The 17,400-nt window shown below is 60.9% G+C and carries 13 protein-coding genes; 6 read left to right on the top strand and 7 right to left on the bottom strand.

The genetic code is table 11. From position 1 onward, the window contains the following. Window positions 1-178: 178 nt before the first annotated feature. Complete coding sequence (locus tag H097_RS28300) at window positions 179-328, bottom strand: hypothetical protein (protein WP_156356833.1); 150 nt, start codon at window positions 326-328, stop codon at window positions 179-181. A gap of 162 nt (window positions 329-490) precedes the next feature. On the opposite strand from H097_RS28300, the gene H097_RS27335 reads away from it, so the two are divergent. From H097_RS27335 to H097_RS27320, 4 genes are all read left to right on the top strand, one after another. Then, window positions 491-1,237, top strand: coding sequence for a helix-turn-helix transcriptional regulator (locus H097_RS27335; RefSeq protein WP_032863831.1), 747 nt, complete (start codon window positions 491-493; stop codon window positions 1,235-1,237). A 114-nt stretch (window positions 1,238-1,351) separates the two neighbouring features. Then, entirely contained in the window at window positions 1,352-2,830 is a 1,479-nt protein-coding gene (locus H097_RS27330) for a TolC family protein (RefSeq protein WP_032863829.1), read from the top strand. Continuing rightward, window positions 2,827-3,978, top strand: coding sequence for an HlyD family secretion protein (locus tag H097_RS27325; RefSeq protein ID WP_032863828.1), 1,152 nt, complete (start codon window positions 2,827-2,829; stop codon window positions 3,976-3,978). The genes H097_RS27330 and H097_RS27325 overlap by 4 nt, the downstream gene beginning before the upstream one ends. Beyond that, on the top strand, window positions 3,968-5,488 hold the full coding sequence (locus H097_RS27320) for an MDR family MFS transporter (protein WP_032863827.1): 1,521 nt from the start codon (window positions 3,968-3,970) through the stop codon (window positions 5,486-5,488). The genes H097_RS27325 and H097_RS27320 overlap by 11 nt, the downstream gene beginning before the upstream one ends. Here H097_RS27320 and H097_RS27315 read toward each other — a convergent pair. Further along, the gene (locus tag H097_RS27315; protein WP_032863824.1) at window positions 5,485-6,069 is read right to left on the bottom strand and encodes a TetR/AcrR family transcriptional regulator; all 585 of its coding nucleotides are present in this window, start codon (window positions 6,067-6,069) and stop codon (window positions 5,485-5,487) included. The two genes, H097_RS27320 and H097_RS27315, sit on opposite strands and share 4 nt — an antisense overlap. Before the next feature lie 142 nt (window positions 6,070-6,211). Here H097_RS27315 and H097_RS27310 point away from each other — a divergent pair, with 142 nt between their 5' ends. Next, a complete protein-coding gene (locus H097_RS27310; protein WP_032863822.1) occupies window positions 6,212-7,414 on the top strand; it encodes an MFS transporter in 1,203 nt (400 codons plus the stop codon). Between the two features lie 59 nt (window positions 7,415-7,473). Here the strand turns inward: H097_RS27310 and H097_RS27305 are convergent, their stop codons facing one another. From H097_RS27305 to pvdM, 5 genes are all read right to left on the bottom strand, one after another. After that, on the bottom strand, window positions 7,474-9,912 hold the full coding sequence (locus tag H097_RS27305) for a TonB-dependent receptor (protein WP_162237663.1): 2,439 nt from the start codon (window positions 9,910-9,912) through the stop codon (window positions 7,474-7,476). Between the two features lie 143 nt (window positions 9,913-10,055). Then, window positions 10,056-11,705 carry a cyclic peptide export ABC transporter gene (locus H097_RS27300; protein ID WP_032863817.1) on the bottom strand — a complete coding sequence of 550 codons (1,650 nt, stop codon included), beginning with the start codon at window positions 11,703-11,705 and terminating at the stop codon, window positions 10,056-10,058. 104 nt (window positions 11,706-11,809) lie between these two features. Then, window positions 11,810-12,697, bottom strand: a complete 888-nt coding sequence (locus H097_RS27295; protein ID WP_032863815.1) for a formylglycine-generating enzyme family protein — start codon at window positions 12,695-12,697, stop codon at window positions 11,810-11,812. A gap of 40 nt (window positions 12,698-12,737) precedes the next feature. Then, the gene (locus H097_RS27290) at window positions 12,738-14,021 is read right to left on the bottom strand and encodes an aminotransferase class V-fold PLP-dependent enzyme (RefSeq protein WP_032863812.1); all 1,284 of its coding nucleotides are present in this window, start codon (window positions 14,019-14,021) and stop codon (window positions 12,738-12,740) included. A gap of 36 nt (window positions 14,022-14,057) precedes the next feature. After that, the gene (pvdM, locus tag H097_RS27285) at window positions 14,058-15,407 is read right to left on the bottom strand and encodes a pyoverdine-tailoring dipeptidase-like protein PvdM (RefSeq protein WP_032863832.1); all 1,350 of its coding nucleotides are present in this window, start codon (window positions 15,405-15,407) and stop codon (window positions 14,058-14,060) included. 201 nt (window positions 15,408-15,608) lie between these two features. Between pvdM and H097_RS27280 the strand changes: the two genes are divergently transcribed. Beyond that, a complete protein-coding gene (locus H097_RS27280; RefSeq protein ID WP_032863811.1) occupies window positions 15,609-17,240 on the top strand; it encodes a hypothetical protein in 1,632 nt (543 codons plus the stop codon). Window positions 17,241-17,400: the final 160 nt, after the last annotated feature.

The raw sequence follows: 17,400 nt of genomic DNA, 5'->3' as shown, positions 1-17,400 counted from the left end.
CGGGATTTCAGTCTGGATGAAGATCAAAGGTGGGAGCTGTCGAGCCTCGGCGAGGCTGCGATAGCGGTGGATTAGGCGACATCTGCTGGCCTGTGCCGCCGCCATCGCAGCCTCGCTAAAGCTCGACAGCTCCCACAAGGGATTGGCGGCGGATCCGGGATTTCAGTCTGAATGAAGATCAAAGGTGGGAGCTGTCAAATTCCGGCCAGCAGAAAAAATCGATGCTGCCCAGGTCGTTGACCAGTGCCGCACTGCGCATGTCGCCGATGATGCCATGGGTATCGATGGCGCTTTGAGTTTCGTTTTGTTGTTCCAACGAGATGCGCATGGTCTGCCCAGCCTTTCTTTCAGGAGTCCATTGAGCTGACTGACGGCGCAGGGCACACGTTCAGTGGCTTGTCTGGAACGCGACGATGGCTGTCTATATCTATCGTTTTTGCCAGGGGGCTTTTGGTTAGAATCACAGGCTTGATGACGTGAGACGCTGCCCATGACAACTGTGCACCGGCCTTGGCTTGAGGCTTATGCCGACAACTACCGCAACGACGAAGTGGTCCATCCTCATTGTCATGCCCAGGCGCAATTGATCCACGGTGTTTCCGGGGTGATGGTGGTCAGCACGGCCCAAGGCAGTTGGCTGGTGCCGTCCGGGCATGCGTTGTGGGTGCCCGCCGGCACGCCCCATGAAATTCGCATGGCTGGCGAGGTGCATATGCGCACCTTGTTCCTCATGCCCGAGGTGGAGCCGAGCCTGGGTCGCACCTGCCAGGTGATTGAGGTTTCAGCGCTGCTGCGGGAACTGATCGTGGCTGCCACGCTGATCGCCGGTCAGCTCAACAACCCACGCCTGCCGGCAATGGTGGAACTGATCCGCATGGAACTGCTGGCCGCGCCGGTGGTGGCCATGCATGTACCGGTGCCCGGCGACGCACGGCTGGCCAGGCTGTGTACGCGGTTTATCCGCAACCCATCCGATGACAGCAGCCTGGAGTCCTGGGCCGACACCCTGAACATGAGTGCGCGCACCCTGAGCCGGATTTTCCAGCGGGAACTGGGCATGAGCTTTGGCGAATGGCGTAAACGCGCGCGCCTGGCCCTGAGTCTGAAGTTGCTGGCCCAGGGCGCCTCGATTCTGGAGGTCGCACTGGAACATGGTTATCAGAGCCCGAGTGCGTTCAGCGCCATGTTCCGCCGTTCGCTGGGGTATCCGCCGAGTCATTTCCGCCCTGGGGCCTGATGTTGCTTCATGTAACCCAATTGTCCATTTGGCGACGATACATGGCCCTGGCGCGGGCGAATCCGCCAGGGCGGGTGCCTAATCTGCAAAGCTCATTCTTCAGCGAGCTTTGTGATGCCCAGCCTTGTCGTTCATCCCTCCACTGGTAATCGACTCCCGGTAGCCCTGACCCTGCTTCTGCTGGGCGCGCTGGCCGGATGTAGCGGCCTGCCCAGCGAGCCAGCAGCGCAGTTGGCGGCCCAGGCAGCGCCGCAATTGTCCGGCGGGTCTGCAAACCCGCCACTGCCCGCGCGCTGGTGGCAGCTTTACCGTGACCCGCAATTGGACCGGCTGGTAGCGCAGGCCCTGATCCACAACAAAGACCTTGAAGCCGCCAGCGCCCATGTCGACGCGTTGCTGGCGCGCCTGGAGCAGGTCGACAGCGAGCGCCAACCCTCGACCTTGCTGACCTACGGCGTGGGCTATGGCCGCAGTCGAGATGACCAGACCCTGGCCCAGGCAACGGGTGAACACGCCGATGACCAATGGAGCCATGTGCCCGGATTATCCCTGAGTTACACCCTGGACCTGTGGGGGGCGGTGCGTTATCGCCTGGCTGCTGCCCGTGCCAATACAGATGCGGCGCGGGCGCTGGAAGATGAATGGCGGGTGACGGTGGCCGCGCAGACCACACGGGCCTATGGCCAGGCCTGTGTTTATGCCTTCAGCAGCCAGGTGCAGGGTCATTCGGTGCAGGTGTTGGAGCGCAGTGTCGATGTCACGCGCCAACTGCAGAAGGCTGGGGCGGCGACGGCGCTGGACCTGGCGCGGCTCAATGGCCTGCTGGAGGAAGCCCGTGCGCCGTTGCCCATATTGAACGCCCGCCATCAGGCGGCAGTGTATGAACTGGCGGTGCTCAGTGGTGTGCCACCGCTGGATCTGGCCCGGCAAACCTGTGCCCGACGCCCGCAATTGCAGGCGCCGCTGCCTGTGGGCGATGGCTGGGCGCTGGTGCAGCGGCGTGCCGATATCCGTCGTGCCGAACGTCAACTGCAAGCGGCCACGCTGGCCATTGGCGTCGCACGCGCCGACCTGTATCCACGGGTGACGTTCGGCGTCGCGCTGGAGTCTTCCGCAAGCAGCCTGGGCCAGTTGGGGGACAGTGAGGCGCTGGTGTATTCCGTGGGGCCGCTACTGTCCTGGCGCTTTCCTCATCGCGGCGTTGCCCAGGCCCAGGTGGGTCAGCGCCGGGCCCAGATGCGCGAGGCCCAGGCGCGTTTCGACGGCACGGTACTCAGCGCCTTGAAACAGGTCGAGCAAGCCCTGGCGCTGTACCAGGGCGAACAGCAGCGAAGCCAGGCCCTGCAAGCCGCGCTGGGCAACAGCCAGCAGGCGTTCGAGCTGGCCACCCGCAGCTATCGGGCCGGTGCCCTCGATGCCCTGCAACTGCTCGACAGCGAGCGCAGCCTGGTCAACCTCCAGGCCACCCTGGCCCAGGCTGACTTGCGCTTGATCAACCGCCAGATCGATCTGTTCCAGGCGCTCGGTGGCGGCTGGCAACGTGACGACTCACCTCAACCCTTACCCCTTGCTGTCCTTGGAGCCACACCATGAACCAGGCTGTTGAACCCGCGATCCTGCAATCCACTCCCGGCTTGATGCAACGCCATCGCCGCGTACTGCTGACGGGCGCATCACTGGTGACGCTGCTGGGAGTGGGGCTGTTTGCCGGATATTGGTGGCAGTGGGGGCGGTTCCTTGAAGAGACCGACGATGCCTACGTGCGCGCCGATTGGGTGGCGGTCAGCCCGCGCATCGCCGGCTACGTGGCCCAGGTGCTGGTGGAAGATAACCAGCCAGTCAAGGCCGGGGATGTGCTGGTGCGTCTGGATGAGCGGGACTTTATCGAACAGTTGCGCAGCACTCAGGCCCGGTTGCAGCAAGCCCGGGCAGCCGCGACGGCACGTCAGTCCAGCCTGCACACTCTTGATGCGAGGCTGGGCGAGCAGCAGCAACGCATCGTCCAGGCCGAGGCGGCCTTGCACAGCAGCGAGGCCGAAGCCCAGCGTGCCCGCCTGGACTATCTGCGCTACCGCGATCTGGTGGGCCAACAGATCTCCACCCGCCAGCGCCTGGAAACCGCCAGCGCCAGCCAGACCAAGGCACGGGCAGCGGTGACCGAAGCCCGGGCCCAAGTGGCCCGGCAGCAGGCCCAGTGCCAGGTGTTGCAGGCGCGTCGCCAACAGGTGCAGGCGCAGATCGCCGAATCCCAGGCCCGGGTGGGCGAGGCCCAGGCCAATCTGGCCCTGGCCCGCAATGCCTTGAATGACACGGCGATTCGCGCGCCGTTCGACGGGGTTGTGGGCCAGCGCAAGGTCCGTCGCCAGCAGTATGTGATGCCAGGCCTGCCGTTGCTGGCGGTGGTGCCGGTGGAGCAGGCCTATGTGATTGCCCACTACAAGGAAACCCAGTTGCAACATATGGCGCCGGGGCAATCGGTGGATATCGCGGTAGACAGTTTTGCCGGCCAGCGCTGGCGTGGTCGGGTAGAAAGTATCGCTCCCGGTTCTGGCTCGGTGTTCGCCCTGTTGCCGCCGGACAACGCCACCGGCAACTTCACCAAGATCGTGCAGCGTTTTGCGGTGAAGATCCGCCTGGTCGCGGACGAGGCGAATGCTCCCGCAATCTTGCCGGGGATGTCAGTGATTGCCACGGTGGATACCCGTCCGGTCAGCCAGCAGGACAGTTCCCATGGCGGTTGATGCGCGCACTTCGACGGTCTCGTTTCGCGCCTGGGTTGCGGTGATCGGTGGCTTGTTCGGCTGCTTCATGGCTGGGATGAACGTGCATGTCACCAGCGCCGCACTGCCGGAAATCGAAGGTGCGCTGGGGGCCACCTTCGAAGAGGGCTCGTGGATTTCCACGGCCTATCTGGTGGCGGAAATCATCATGATCCCGCTCACCGCGTGGCTGGTGCAGGTGTTTTCCTTGCGGCGGGTGATGCTGTGGGGTTCCGGGGTATTTCTGGTGGCCTCGGTGGCATGCTCGATGGCGCCGAACCTGCCGGTGATGATCATCATCCGGGTGGTCCAGGGCGCGGCCGGGGCGGTGCTGATTCCGTTGTCATTCCAGTTGATCATCACCGAACTGCCGGCCAGCAAGATCCCGTTGGGCATGGCGCTGTTCAGCCTGGCCAACAGTGTGGCCCAGGCCGCAGGGCCCTCCATTGGCGGTTGGCTGACCGATGTCTATTCGTGGCGCTGGATCTTCTACCTGCAACTGTTCCCCGGCATCGCGCTGTTGGCGGCCGTGGCCTGGTCCATCGATCGCCAGCCGATGAACCTTGGGCTGTTGCGCCGGGGTGACTGGCTGGGCATCGCGTGCATGGTGCTGGGGCTGGGGGCGTTGCAGATTGTGCTGGAGGAGGGCGGACGCAAGGATTGGTTCGGTTCGTCTTTTATTGTGTGGATGAGCCTGGTGGCGATGGTCGGGCTGGCAGGGTTTATCGGCCGCCAATTGTGGGGGAGCAAAAGCTTCATCAACTTGCGGCTATTGGCGCACTACAACTTTGGCGTGGCCAGCGTGGCGATGTTTATCTTCGGCGCCAGCACCTATGGCCTGGTGTTTCTGGTACCCAACTACCTGTCCCAGATGCAGGGCTATAACGCCAGCGAAATTGGCGTCAGCCTGATTGCCTATGGCCTGGTGCAACTGGTGTTGGCGCCGTTTCTGCCACGGCTGATGAAGTGGTTGAGCGCCAAGGTCCTGGTCGCCTCGGGTTTTGCGATCATGGCGTTGGGCTGTTGGATGGGCGCACACCTGTCGGCAGACAGCGCCAGTAACGTGATCATTCCTTCGATTGTGGTGCGAGGTATTGGCCAGCCGCTGATCATGGTCGCGCTGTCGGTGCTGGCGGTCCATGGGTTGGCCAAGGCCGAGTCGGGCTCGGCCTCGGCGGTGTTCTCGATGTTGCGCAACCTGGGCGGTGCGGTCGGCACGGCTTTGCTGGCACAGCTGGTGGTGGTGCGCGAGCAGGTGCATTCGGCGCGGATCGGTGAGTCGCTGAGCATTTTCGAACCGGCCTTGCAGCAACGCTTGCCGGGCGGTGGTTTGCTGCAGGAGCAATGGCCGGAGCACCAGCAAGTGCTGGGGTTGCTGGACCTGGGGGTGCGGCACCAGGCTTTCTTGATGGCTTACAGCGATGCATTCTACCTGGCGTGTGTGGCGTTGACGTTGTGTGCGGTGGCAGCGCTGTTGTTGCGGCGTACCTAGCGCCGTGGTTGCAAGCCCCGCAGCAGCAAATCCAGACCTTGCAGCGCCTGCTCCAGGCGCTCATCCGGCTGTGCATCGTGGGCAATCCATTGCGCCGTATCCACCAGGCTGCCATTGATCAACCGCGCCAGCGCCAGGCTGGGAGCCTGTTCGATCACCCCGGCTTGCATCAACCCCTCCAGCAGGTCGCGCAGTGATTCGATGCATTGCTGCTGGGCGCCCACATTTTCGCCCAGTACCGCCGGTGTATCTTGCAGCACAATGCGCTGGATCTCGGGGTCCTGGGCCATACGCAGATAGGCACGGCAGCGCTCGCAAAAACCGTCCCAGGGGTTGTCGGCCTGGTCACTGATCTGTTGCAGGCGCTCATCCATTTCGCGGTCGAGTTGCGCGACCACGGCGGCCAATAAGCCTTTTTTGTCGCCAAAGTGATGGTACAACGCACCTCGGGTGAGGCCGGCGCGGGCGGTGAAATCATCCATCGACGTATTGGCATAACCTTGGGTAGCAAAGGCCTGGCGGGCACTGGCAAGCAGGCGGGCGCGGGTTTCTTCGATCATCTCGGCGCGGGCTCGGCTCATGGGAAACGCTCGTTATCTGCGGGTGAGTGGTTGACATACGCTGCGTATGTTACTCATGATTTGTCACATACGCATCGTATATCTTTTGCCCGGATTGCATCGAATAGCAAGCTCCAGGGCTCCCAGCAAGAGGTCACGCACCATGGCAAACCCCTACGCCGAGCTGTTCCAGGCGCCAGGTTCGAAGGCATTTGTAGCGGCCGGCATGCTCGCGCGTATGCCGATTTCCATGACCGGGATCGGCGTGATCACCATGTTGTCCCAGGTCCGTGGCGGCTATGGCTTGGCCGGAGCAGTGGCGGCGACTTTTGCCTTGGCCACGGCGTTTTGCGCACCCCAGGTGTCGCGGCTGGTAGACCGTTATGGCCAGGGCCGAGTGTTGCCATTGGCCGCCGCATTAGGTGGTGGAGCGTTGCTGTTGCTGTTGCTCTGCACCCGTCTGCAGGCGCCGGACTGGACGCTGTTTGTGTTCGCCGCCATGGCCGGCTGCATGCCCAGTATGTCGGCCATGGTGCGGGCGCGCTGGAGCGAGTTGTACCGTGGCCAGCCGAAGCTGCAAACCGCGTTTGCCCTGGAGTCGGTGCTCGATGAAGTGTGCTTTATCCTCGGGCCGCCGTTGTCGGTGGGGTTGAGCGTGCTGCTGTTTCCCGAGGCGGGTCCGCTGGTGGGGGCGATCCTGTTGGCGGCAGGGGTCGGCACCTTTGTCCTGCAAAAACAGACCGAACCACCGGTCCATGCGCATCATGGCCCTCAGGGGCGCTGGTTGATCGCCTCACCCAAAGTGTTGGTGCTGATGCTGCTGTTAATGGCCATGGGGACTATCGTTGGCGTGGTGGACGTCGTCAGCGTGGCGTTTGCCGAGCACCAGGGCCAGCCGGCTGCCGCCAGTATCGTGCTGTCGGTGTATGCCATTGGCTCGTGCCTGGCCGGGTTGGCCTTCGGTGCCCTGCGGTTGACGATGCCATTGCACCGCCAGTTCCTGTTCTGCGGCCTGGCCACGGCCCTGACCACGCTGCCGTTGTTGTGGGTGGTGGATATTCTCGGGTTGTCGCTGGCGATATTCGTCTCCGGGCTGTTCTTTGCCCCAACACTGATTGTGTCCATGGCCCTGGTGGAAAAAGTCGTGCCGGCCAGTCGCCTGACCGAAGGCATGACGTGGCTGATCACCGGCTTGAGTATCGGCGTGGCACTGGGGGCGGCGAGTTCTGGCTGGATGATCGACCGCTTCGGTGCTCCCAGCGGGTTCTGGGTGGCGCTGGTGGCGGGGGCGGTGGTGCTGGTGTCGGCGCTGCTGGGCGCGCGGTGCTTGGGCCAAGGCGTGAACAGTCAGCCCTGCACGGGGTGACACGTGTGCAACGGGAAGGGAAAACCCGGACAGGCAGGGTGCCTGTCCGGGGTGAGTGCTTAGAAGTTGGTGCGCATGGTGAACATCATGTTGCGCGGGTTGCCGTAGTAGCTGTTGCTCTCGATGGTGCCCGTCTGTGAGTAATACGTGCGGTCAAAGATGTTTTCGATATTGACCGACAGATTGACGTTCTTGTTTACGTCGTAGCCAATGCGTGCGTTGTAGATGGCATAGCCACCCGTCTCATTCTTGATCCCTTTGCCGACGTTGCCACCCACATGGCGGCCATAAACACCACTTTGGATGGTCGTGCCTGCGCCGATCTGCCACTTCGAGTACTCACCTTGCAACTGATAGTTGGCCCAGGTACGCAGCATGTGTTCGGGCATGGAGGTCTGGAATGTGGTGCCTTCCAGGTCCGGGTTATTCGGGTTATTGACGTACTCGCTGGTGTTGTAGGTGTAGCCAGCGGTCAGGTCCAGGCCAGGCATGACCCTGCCAGTGATCTCGGCTTCAAAGCCTTGGGAGCGGACTTTGCCCCCTGCCACATAGCAATTGCAGGTGGTTGGCTGGTTCGGATCGCGCTGGGCAAGGCCGGAGTAGGTGGTGCGGAAGATGGCGAAGTTGGTGTTCAGCGTACCGCCGTACAACTCGCCTTTGAGGCCCAGTTCGTAGGTATCACCGGAGCGCGGTGTCAGGGCACTGCCGTCAACGGTTTCGACGTTAAGTTGCGGGGTGAAGATCTCCGCGTAGCTGACATACGTCGACCAGTTGGGGTTCAGCGCATAGACCAGGCCATAGAATGGCACCACCTTGGCGTTGGTCTGCATGTCGCTCTTGACGTGCCGGCCGTTCAGTTCGTTGCGCTGGTCCTGCTTGTAATCAAACCAACTGACACGCGCACCGACGATTACGTCCAGCGGCTCGAACACATTGACCCGCAGGGAACCGTACAGGCCTTGCTGGTCCAGGGTCGAGGTGGTGGTGCGGTACTTGTTGGTGCGGGCATATTTGGGGGGCGTGAAATTCAGAATATCCGGGATGAAGTCGTAGGCCCCATTGTAGTTGGTAACGTCATAACGCCCGGCGACCCGCTTGCTGTGGGAGATATTGGCGCCCAGAATCGCTTCGCTGCGATGGCCCAGCATGTCGAAGTTGCCGTTGAGGAACAGATCGGTGTTGTACTGGTAGTTGTTTTCGCCACGGCCCTCGGCCCAGTTGTAGGCGCCTGAATTGTCGATCGGGTCGATCTGGCCGCCGGTGTTGCTGTACAGGGCATCCAGGTTGAACCGGGTGTAGTTGGTGGCCAGGGTGGCCTTCCAGTCGTCATTGAGCTGATGCTTGGCTTCGAAGAAGTACTGGGTCGACTCGACGTCGTTATAGTCCGACGGCGAACTGAGGTTGGTCGAGCGTTTGAAGTCGATCTTCGAACCGTCCTTGTAGCCCGGCAGGCCCCAGTCCATGGTCGAGCGGTTATCGGCATTCTGATAAGTGAAGCCGGCGCTCAGCAAGGTATCCGGGTTGAGGTCGAATTCCAGTACGCCGTAGGTCGATGCCCGTTTGCTCTTGCCACCGTCATAGAAATAACGACGCGTGTTGTAGGAGGTTGCCAGACGGCCACGCAGGGTTTTTTCTTCGTTGAGTGCGCCCTGAACATCGACTTCCTGGCGGTAGTTGTCCCAGGTCCCGGCCTGGGTCACGGTGCTCAGCTTGAAGTCGCTGCTGGCGCGCTTGCGCACCAGGTTGATCGCACCTCCTGGCGAACCCGCACCCTGGAACAGCCCGGCCGAGCCTTTGAGGACTTCCACGCGCTCATAGGAGATCAGGTCTGACCAGTTCAGCGAGGTGATACCGGTGCTGGTGCCGGCCGGGATCGGAATGCCGTTGATCTGGAAGTTGTCGATCTCGAAGCCACGGGCGTACGGTTGGTTGTCGCCGTTGAGGGCACCGTAGGTGACCACCCCTGGAACGAGGCCGTAGACGTCGTTGAGGGTGGTGATGTTTTGATCCTTGATGCGTTGGGCAGTTAGCACCGTAACGGTTTGCGGGATCTCTTTGAGGCTGCGTTCGCTCTTGCCGATGGTCACCGCGCCGGTGGTGTAGGAGCGGGTGTTTTCGGTGTTGACGCCCAGGCCGGCTTGCCCCACGACACTGGTTGGAGCCAGTTCCAGGGCATCCCCGGATTTGCGGCTAATGCTCACGGCATTACCCTGGAAGCTGTAATTGACGCCGGTATTTTGCAACAGCTTTGCCAGCCCCTCTTGCGCACTGAACGTACCGCTGAGGCGAGTGCTGCTTAACCCCTGAATATCATCCGGGCTGTACAGCACCTGTACCGACGACTGCTGGCCGAATGTCTGCAAGGCATTGGCCAGTGGTTGCTGCGGGATATTGAAGTTCACCGCCTGCTCCTGCGCATGTGCCGCCAGGGGCAGCGCCATGGCCATGGCCAGGCTCAGGGTGGTGAGGGAGAAATGCTTGCTCAGGGCGTGAGACATCACAATGGCTTTGACATACGGGTTCATTTGTCGAAGAGCGGGCCTTGTCATTTTTTTACCTAGTCTGTAAGGGGCAGAGAGTTATTTTTTTAAGTTTGGGGTGAAGCAAATCGCAAGACGTGCACAACTTTTTCAGGTCGTTGTCATGCGGGTTGCGCCTGAGTCATCACCCGGCCGCTCTCCATGCGCACCAGTTGGTCGGCGATATCGAAATAACGGTCATCATGGGAAATCACGATGATCGTCTTGCCCAGACGTTTGAGATCCGGCAGCAGTTCGGTGTAGAAAATTCGGCGGAAGGTCGGGTCCTGATCGGCTGCCCATTCGTCGAATACCAGAACCGGACGCTCTTCCATCCAGGCGTTGACCAGCGCCAGGCGTTTACGTTGGCCGGTGGAAAGATCGGTGGTGGTGAAGTTGCCGTCGCGCACGCTGACCTTATGCGCGATTTCCAGGCGTTCCAGGTAACGGTTGGCATCGTCCGGGATGTGTTGGTCGCCCTGGACAATGTCATCGAACAGGTAGTAGTCGGCAAAAATCGTGGTGAATAATTGACGGTAGTCGTCGCGGTTGGCCGCATCAATCGTGGCGCCATTGAGGGTAATGTCCCCCTGTTGCGGGGCATACAGCCCCAGCAGCAATTTGATCAGCGTGGTTTTCCCGCAACCATTTTCACCGACGATAAAGGTGATATCGCCCTGGTTGATCTTCAGGTTCACCGGGCCAAGACGGAAGGGTGCGCTGCCTTCGGCGGCCGGGAACGTGTAGCTGACATTGTTCAGCTCCAGAGTCTTTACGGGTGTAGCAGGGGCGCCCTTGTCGCTGAGCAGCAAGTGCGGCTCGGGTGACGAGAACTGTTCGCCCAGTTCTGCGATGCGCCGGAAGGCGATCTGGGCGCGACTGATGATCGGCAAGGTGCCGATCAGGTGTTCCAGCGGGCCTTTCATGTACAGCAGGACCAGGACAAAGCCGCTCATGACCGTCTTATCGGTGCTTGGCCATTGCGATTGCAGGGTCAGGGCCAGCCCGATGACCACAAAGAACAGCATCGAACCGAAGCTCTTGGCGATGATAAAGGTGTTGATTGAGCTGATCTGCGTGTCGCGAATGGAGTTGGCGGTACGCTGGATCCCCAAGGTGAACATACGCTGGCGGCGGGGTCGGTGAATGCGCAGTTCCTTGGCCCCTTCGGCAATCGCGTTGTAATGTTTTTGCAGTTCGTCTTCGGCTTCGCGTGCGGCGATGAAACCCTTGATGCCACGGGCCCGGGCAATCGACTGGACCACGCTGCCGATGCCGATAGCGACCAGAATCATCACAAACATCGGCCACGACAACATCGCCAGGTAACCCAGGCAACCCAGGACCACCGTCAGGGAAATCGCCAGCGGGGCGAAGGCAAAGGCAAAGTCGCTGATGGTGTCGACGTCATGGGTCAGTACCGGAATCAAGCGGTGAGTGCGATAGCGCTCAATCTGCTCGATGGGGGTCGACAGGACCTTTTCTCCCAGCTCTTTACGCAGCCTGGCAATGATGTGCTGGCCCACATAGTTAGTACCGATGTCCGAGAGGATTGAACTGGCCAGCGCCAGCAGGCATAGGCCGGCGAACACGGCGATGACGGTCTGGGTCAGGCCTTCGGGGGCATGCAGGGCATTGTTGATGGTGGCTAGCAACACGGTCACGCTCAGGCCGCCGATCATGCCGAGCACGATGGAGACGCAGACGATCAGGCGGAAGGGCTTGAGCAGAGCGAGCAATTCTTTGATTGCCCCGCGTGTTGGCTTGTTCATGGAGGTTTCCTGCCAGGAGAAGAAAATAGGGCCGCTAATAACCAAAACGAATGGCCTGGCGGTTTATTTAAAGGACCGCAAAAGGCCGCGGTCCGGTGGCAGGATCAGAGGTCGCGTTCTACGCGAAAGCCCAACCAGTCGCCGCTCTCGTTGGGGTACATGTTGTTGCGGTTGCCGGAGCGCGAGAAGACCGGTGCTTCAAGGTAGTCGTTGCCGCGAATGCTTTGCAGCTCACAACTCTTCTCGACCCAGGCACTGCCGTCAGCAGGGGCGCCGACGTAGTTTGGGTGATAGCAGTCGGCAACCCACTCGGAGACGTTGCCGTGCATGTTGTAGACACCAAAGGCATTAGGTGCGAAGGCCTTGGCTGGGTTGGTGTAGGTATAGCCATCGGTCGGGCCGTAAGTGTTGGCGTGTTTGGAGATCTGATAGTTCTTGCCTTCATCGAACGGGAACGGAAACGGGCCTGGGTTGCCGCCACGAGCGGCGTACTCGCGCACGGCTTCGCTTACCAGGCGGTACTGCTTGCCGGTCTTGTTCGACAGCCAGGCAATATAAGCCTGGGCTTCGGCCAGGTTCATGCACACCGCAGGTTGCTGTGACTCCTGGGGGTAGCTCGGCTTGCCATTGGTGCAGCGGCGACCGGGGCGTACATCGAAGTCATTGAGGCGGGCGCCGGTTTCATTCTGGTAGGCCTTGAATTCACCTGCCAGTACCTGGAAACGGCTGATGGCGAAGGGTTTGGCAAAGGTCACTGGGTGCTGCGGGCTTTCGTCAGGCTCGTGGCCGATTTCATCGTCCGGGGTGCCCATGGTGAAGGTGCCTGCCGGCAACACGACCATTTCCGGGCAGTCCTTGCAGTCTTTGAAAACCTTGCCTGGCTGCTGCGCTGTGGTGGCTGCTGCGGCCAGGCCTGGCAGCAGGCACAGGGCTGCGACCAGTGCTGCCAGGGGCTTGAGGGAACGCGTCGAGGTGGTGAGAGTGCAAGTCATAAGTCGTCTCGATAGGAAAGGTCAGCGCTCAAGGGCGGTATCAGAGTTTTTTGCCAAGCAGGGTCATGAAGCGATCGACTTCGCTCTCGGTATTCAGCAATCCCGGTGCGGTGCGGATCACCGGGCCGGCGTCACGGTGTACTGCGTCGCTGACCACGCGGTTTTCCATGAGGTAGGCCGCCACTTTGTCACTGCTTTGTTCCTTGACCCGGAAGAAGGTGAAACCTGCCGAAAGTTCGGGGCTGGTGGGCGTCACCAGTTCGATCTGCGGATGGGCCAGCAGACGCTCTTTCAAGTAACTGTTGAGCCCATGGATACGGGTCTGCACGTCGGCTTTGCCCAGTTGCAGGTGCAACTTGAAGGCTTCGTTCAAGGCCCAGCGATGTTCGAAGGCGTGGTAGCCGCCAGGTGACATGGTGGTGGCAAAATTGGTGTCTTCGGAGAAGGTCGGCACCGTCGGGGTCACGTCCTTGAGCTCTTCGGAGCGGGCACAGATGATCCCGGTGCCACGTGGTCCGAACATCCATTTATGGGTGCCGGCGATGAAAAAGTCGCAGTGCATCTGCGGGAAACTCAGGTCTTCCACGCCGAAGCCGTGTACACCGTCGACCACGTAGAGAATGCGGTCTTTCTCGTCGCGGCTGCGGTTGAGTTCTTCCACCAGCTTGCCGATTTCGCCGATGGGCAGTTTCACGCCGCTGCCCGATTGCACCCAGGTCATGCCCAGTACCCGGGTGTTGGGGCGGATATTGCTTTTGATCGCACTGAGCACTTCATCCACCGAAATCCGGTGGGCGTCCTTGAATAGCTTGATCTTGCGTACTTGGGTGCCTTCCTTTTTCACCCGGTAGTCGAGGGTGAATTCGGTGGAGTAATGCTCGTGAACCGTGGTCAGAATCTCTTGGTCCGGACGCACATGAATGCCGCCGTAGATCATCGCCAGCCCTTCGGTGGTGCTGCCGGTCAAGGCAATCTGCCCCGGTTTGGCTTGCAGGTAACGGCCCGCCCAGTCACGCACCTGGGCTTCGCGTTTCCAGGCTTCCTGCAAGTCCCAGTCCATGGCCAGGCCGGGGTTGCGGTCGATTCGTGCACGGTGCAGGTCGATCGCATCGCGCACGGGCTTGGGGTGGGAGGTGACCAGGAAATTGGAAAAGTGGATGTAGTCCGGGTCTTGGGTGAACAACTGGCGCAATTGCGCCCATTTTTCCTCGGGCACGGGCGTCGCAGTGCTCGCCAATACATGCTGATTCAGGACAGCGGTGCCCAGAGGTAGGCCGGCGGCGAGTATCCCGGCCTGTTTGAGAAACGTACGACGATCAGTCATGTGTTCGGTTCACTTGTCAGCAAAAGGGGGAGGTAATCAGCGGTCGGTCACCGGCTGGGCGGCTTTTTGCACCTGGTCCCAGACCCGCAGGAAGTTGCCGCCCCACAGCTTGGCGATATCGGCTTCGGAGTAGCCACGGGAAATCAGTTCGGCGGTCACGTTGCGAATCTCGCTCACGTTGTCCCAGCCCTTGACGCCGCCCCCTTCGTTGAAGTCAGAGGCAATGCCGACGTGGTCGATACCGATTTTGCGTACGGTGTAGTCGATGGCGTCGCCGTAGTCTTTGAGACTGGCCTTGGGCTCTTCTTCAAGGATCGAATACAGGCCGCTGGCGTATTGGCCAAACTTCTGTTCAGGCCAGGCGGCGATGATCGGGTCGCCCGGCATCAGCGCCATGGCCAGGTTCGGCAACGGCGGCAGGTCGAAACGTGCGCGCAAGCTATTGAGCTTGTCCTGGGTGGCCTGGGTCAGTGGACGCAGGTATTGGGAGAACCCAACGACCTGGACCACGCCGCCGCTGTTCTTGATCAGTTGCATCTCTTTGTCGCTGAGGTTGCGCGGGATATCCACCGCGGCCTGTGGCGCTGAGTGCGAGGCCACCATCGGTGTGCGGCTCAGTTGCGCGACTTGTTCCAGGGCCTTGGTCGACATCTGCGAGACGTCGATGATGACGCCCAAGTCATTGAGCCGATGCACAGCCTGTTGGCCGATGTCCGAGAGGCCGTTGAGGGCATCGGGGGAATCGTTGAAAAACGGCAGTGGGCGTGAGGAGTCGGCCCAACTGTTATTGCCGATGTAACTGAAGCCGAACATGCGCATACCGCGTGCGGCCCACATATCCAACAGATTGAGGTCGTTACCCAAAGGGTAGGCATTGAGCATGCTGATAAAAATGGCGAACTTGCCTTCGCCGTGCAGGCGTCGCAAGTCGTCCGGGGTATAGGCAATGGCTACCTGATTGGGGAAGTCACGGACCATCCCGGAAATGATTTTGTAGCGCACCTCTTGCTGGTTACGCGCTTCTTCGACAAAGCCTGCGGTGGGGCGATGGGGGGCATTGTCGCCGTTCCACATCTCGGGCCAGCCGAAGATAGTCAGGGCGGCCCCGGACAGGCGCCCTCGGTTGGCCTTGACCAGGTCGAACTGACCGTCGCCGTCTTTGTCGGCTTCGTGTCCGTGGGTGCCGAAATTCAGCGGCACTGAGATGTGACTGTCGAAGGACAGCAAGCGATCCTGCAATTCATTGGCTTGCTTGATCACCTCCAGCGGGTAACCGGCGTTGCCCCTGAACCAGTGGTCCCAGACCAGAAAACCTGCCCCGGCGCCAATGGCCAATGCCAGCGGCAGGCCAATGTAAAGAGCCTTTCTTGAACGTGGTTTTGTCATTGCCATCTCAGTCGGTTCGCCGTCGAAGTGCAGGCGCAAGGGCCTTTGCTATCTGGGAAGAACGAGCGATAGAACGGGAAATTTAGGCGGCACGCCCGTGGCGGTAAATTTCCCGTGGCAACAAACGTTCTAGCTTGGATAAAGCCTGCTTCATGGCTGATTCCGGCCGGGCAAACCAGGCGGGACAACACAGGTAGGAAAATGACGATTTCTCGACGAGGGTTCATCGCAGGCCTGGCGCTGACGGGCGCCGCAGTGCCTGCGGCCTTTTATGCCCATCGCGAGTTGACGCGTGAAGAGTTTCCGATCACGCCGGAGGAAGCGACGGTTGATCTGGCCGACACGGCTGGCCAGCGCCTGGCCGATTCCCTGCGAGGTGTCTGGAGCCTGCGTTTCGAAGGCGGTGATGGCGGGCTCCACGGCCTGCCGCTTGAGGGGTTGGAGTTGTTTCTTGATATTGCCCCGCGTGGGCGCGGGTTGCGTGGTTATCTTGATACTGGCGAACGGTTGCGTGCCGATGCTGAGCCGCGTTATCAGGTGATGGGTGATTTGGTGTCGGGTAATGGCGCTGAATTGTATTGGCGCCTGATAGACCGCGAATCGCCTGGTGGCGTGCCGGCTTATGAGCTCAAAATGACGTTGGATGAGGTCTGGGCAGATTTCGGCAATGCCGGCAGCGGCACCCTCAGCGGGCAAATCCTGCGTCTGGATCGACCGTTGGCGCTGCCCGAACTGGACAGTCGTTTTGTTGCCACCAAACAACTGTTTCCCGAGGCTCGGGAGCGTATTGGCTTGAATCAGGCATTGATGGCCTGGCTGATCGCGCCAGAGCATCGCCTGTTCCACCAGCTCTGGCACGCCTCTCGCGATCAGTGGCACAAGCTCGCTGAAGACAAGCGCGATGCCTTGCGCGGTATTGGCTGGCAGCCCGGGCCGCGGGATCAGGAGCGAGATGCCCGTGGTCCGCGCAAAGACCGCAACGGTTCAGGCATCGACTTCTTTTTCATGCATCGGCACATGCTGGGCACGGCGCGCTCGATGCAGGATCTGCCGTCCTGGCCGCGCTTCCCCGCGCCGCAGCCAGAGCTTGAGCGTGATCGCCAGGGCTTTGCCCGCTACTTCGACAACCATGACGGTTTTGCGCTGCCGCCAACCTGGCTGGCCAGTGGTGACAGTGATTACACCCAGTGGGTCAGTGACATCAAGACGACTGAGACCTACCACAGTAATTTCCAGGTCTGGGAATCGCAGTATCGCGACCCGCGCTATCTGGCCAAGCTCACCCTGGGGCAGTTTGGTTCGGAGGTAGAGCTGGGTCTGCACGATTGGTTGCACATGCGCTGGGCCTCAGTGCCACGGGACCCGTCCAACGGCGCCCCGGTGCCGTTTGCCCGTGATCCGGCGGACTTCGCCGCTCGGTGGTATGCGGCGCAAAACGATTTTCTCGGCGACCCGTTTTCCTCGCATGTGAACCCGGTGTTCTGGTATTTCCATGGCTGGATCGACGACCGTATCGAGGACTGGTTTCGCGCGCACGAGCGTTTTCACCCGGGCGCAGTCAGTCGCCTCGAAGTCAATGGCGTACCTTGGTTTGCGCCTGGGCACTGGGTGGAAGTGGCGGATCCCTGGCTGGGCCCGGTGACTCACGGTTGCAGCACCACGCCAGGATTACAGATGGGCAAGTCGGTGGAGATGGATCCGGAAACCATGAAGCTGGCGCTGCGTATCACCTTTGGTGCGGATGACGACCAGCTCACACAGCTGTTTCGCAAGGTCCCCAGGCGTCCCTGGTATGCGCGGCATTTGAAGGTGTCGAAGGTGCCGCATAACTGATGTGGGAGCGGGCTTGCTCGCGATAGCGATAGGTCAGTCAGCATCATCAGCGCCTGATCCACCGCCATCGCAGCCTCGCTGGGGCTCGACAGCTCCCACATTGATCTTCATCCAGACCGAAATCCCGGATCCACCACCAATCCCCTGTGGGAGCTGTCGA

It is taken from the genome of Pseudomonas sp. FH4 (assembly GCF_000510915.2).
Classification (GTDB): domain Bacteria; phylum Pseudomonadota; class Gammaproteobacteria; order Pseudomonadales; family Pseudomonadaceae; genus Aquipseudomonas; species Aquipseudomonas brenneri.
The sequence above is the reverse complement of the archived record's forward strand: the minus strand, read 5'-3'. Positions and strand labels throughout refer to the sequence as shown.

What these genes read in the sequence shown, in the direction of transcription:
- H097_RS28300 (WP_156356833.1), bottom strand. Translation starts at nt 328, where the DNA reads ATGCGCATCTCGTTGGAACAACAAAACGAAACTCAAAGCGCCATCGAT.
- H097_RS27335 (WP_032863831.1), top strand. Translation starts at nt 491, where the DNA reads ATGACAACTGTGCACCGGCCTTGGCTTGAGGCTTATGCCGACAACTAC.
- H097_RS27330 (WP_032863829.1), top strand. Translation starts at nt 1,352, where the DNA reads ATGCCCAGCCTTGTCGTTCATCCCTCCACTGGTAATCGACTCCCGGTA.
- H097_RS27325 (WP_032863828.1), top strand. Translation starts at nt 2,827, where the DNA reads ATGAACCAGGCTGTTGAACCCGCGATCCTGCAATCCACTCCCGGCTTG.
- H097_RS27320 (WP_032863827.1), top strand. Translation starts at nt 3,968, where the DNA reads ATGGCGGTTGATGCGCGCACTTCGACGGTCTCGTTTCGCGCCTGGGTT.
- H097_RS27315 (WP_032863824.1), bottom strand. Translation starts at nt 6,069, where the DNA reads ATGAGCCGAGCCCGCGCCGAGATGATCGAAGAAACCCGCGCCCGCCTG.
- H097_RS27310 (WP_032863822.1), top strand. Translation starts at nt 6,212, where the DNA reads ATGGCAAACCCCTACGCCGAGCTGTTCCAGGCGCCAGGTTCGAAGGCA.
- H097_RS27305 (WP_162237663.1), bottom strand. Translation starts at nt 9,912, where the DNA reads ATGTCTCACGCCCTGAGCAAGCATTTCTCCCTCACCACCCTGAGCCTG.
- H097_RS27300 (WP_032863817.1), bottom strand. Translation starts at nt 11,705, where the DNA reads ATGAACAAGCCAACACGCGGGGCAATCAAAGAATTGCTCGCTCTGCTC.
- H097_RS27295 (WP_032863815.1), bottom strand. Translation starts at nt 12,697, where the DNA reads ATGACTTGCACTCTCACCACCTCGACGCGTTCCCTCAAGCCCCTGGCA.
- H097_RS27290 (WP_032863812.1), bottom strand. Translation starts at nt 14,021, where the DNA reads ATGACTGATCGTCGTACGTTTCTCAAACAGGCCGGGATACTCGCCGCC.
- pvdM (WP_032863832.1), bottom strand. Translation starts at nt 15,407, where the DNA reads ATGACAAAACCACGTTCAAGAAAGGCTCTTTACATTGGCCTGCCGCTG.
- H097_RS27280 (WP_032863811.1), top strand. Translation starts at nt 15,609, where the DNA reads ATGACGATTTCTCGACGAGGGTTCATCGCAGGCCTGGCGCTGACGGGC.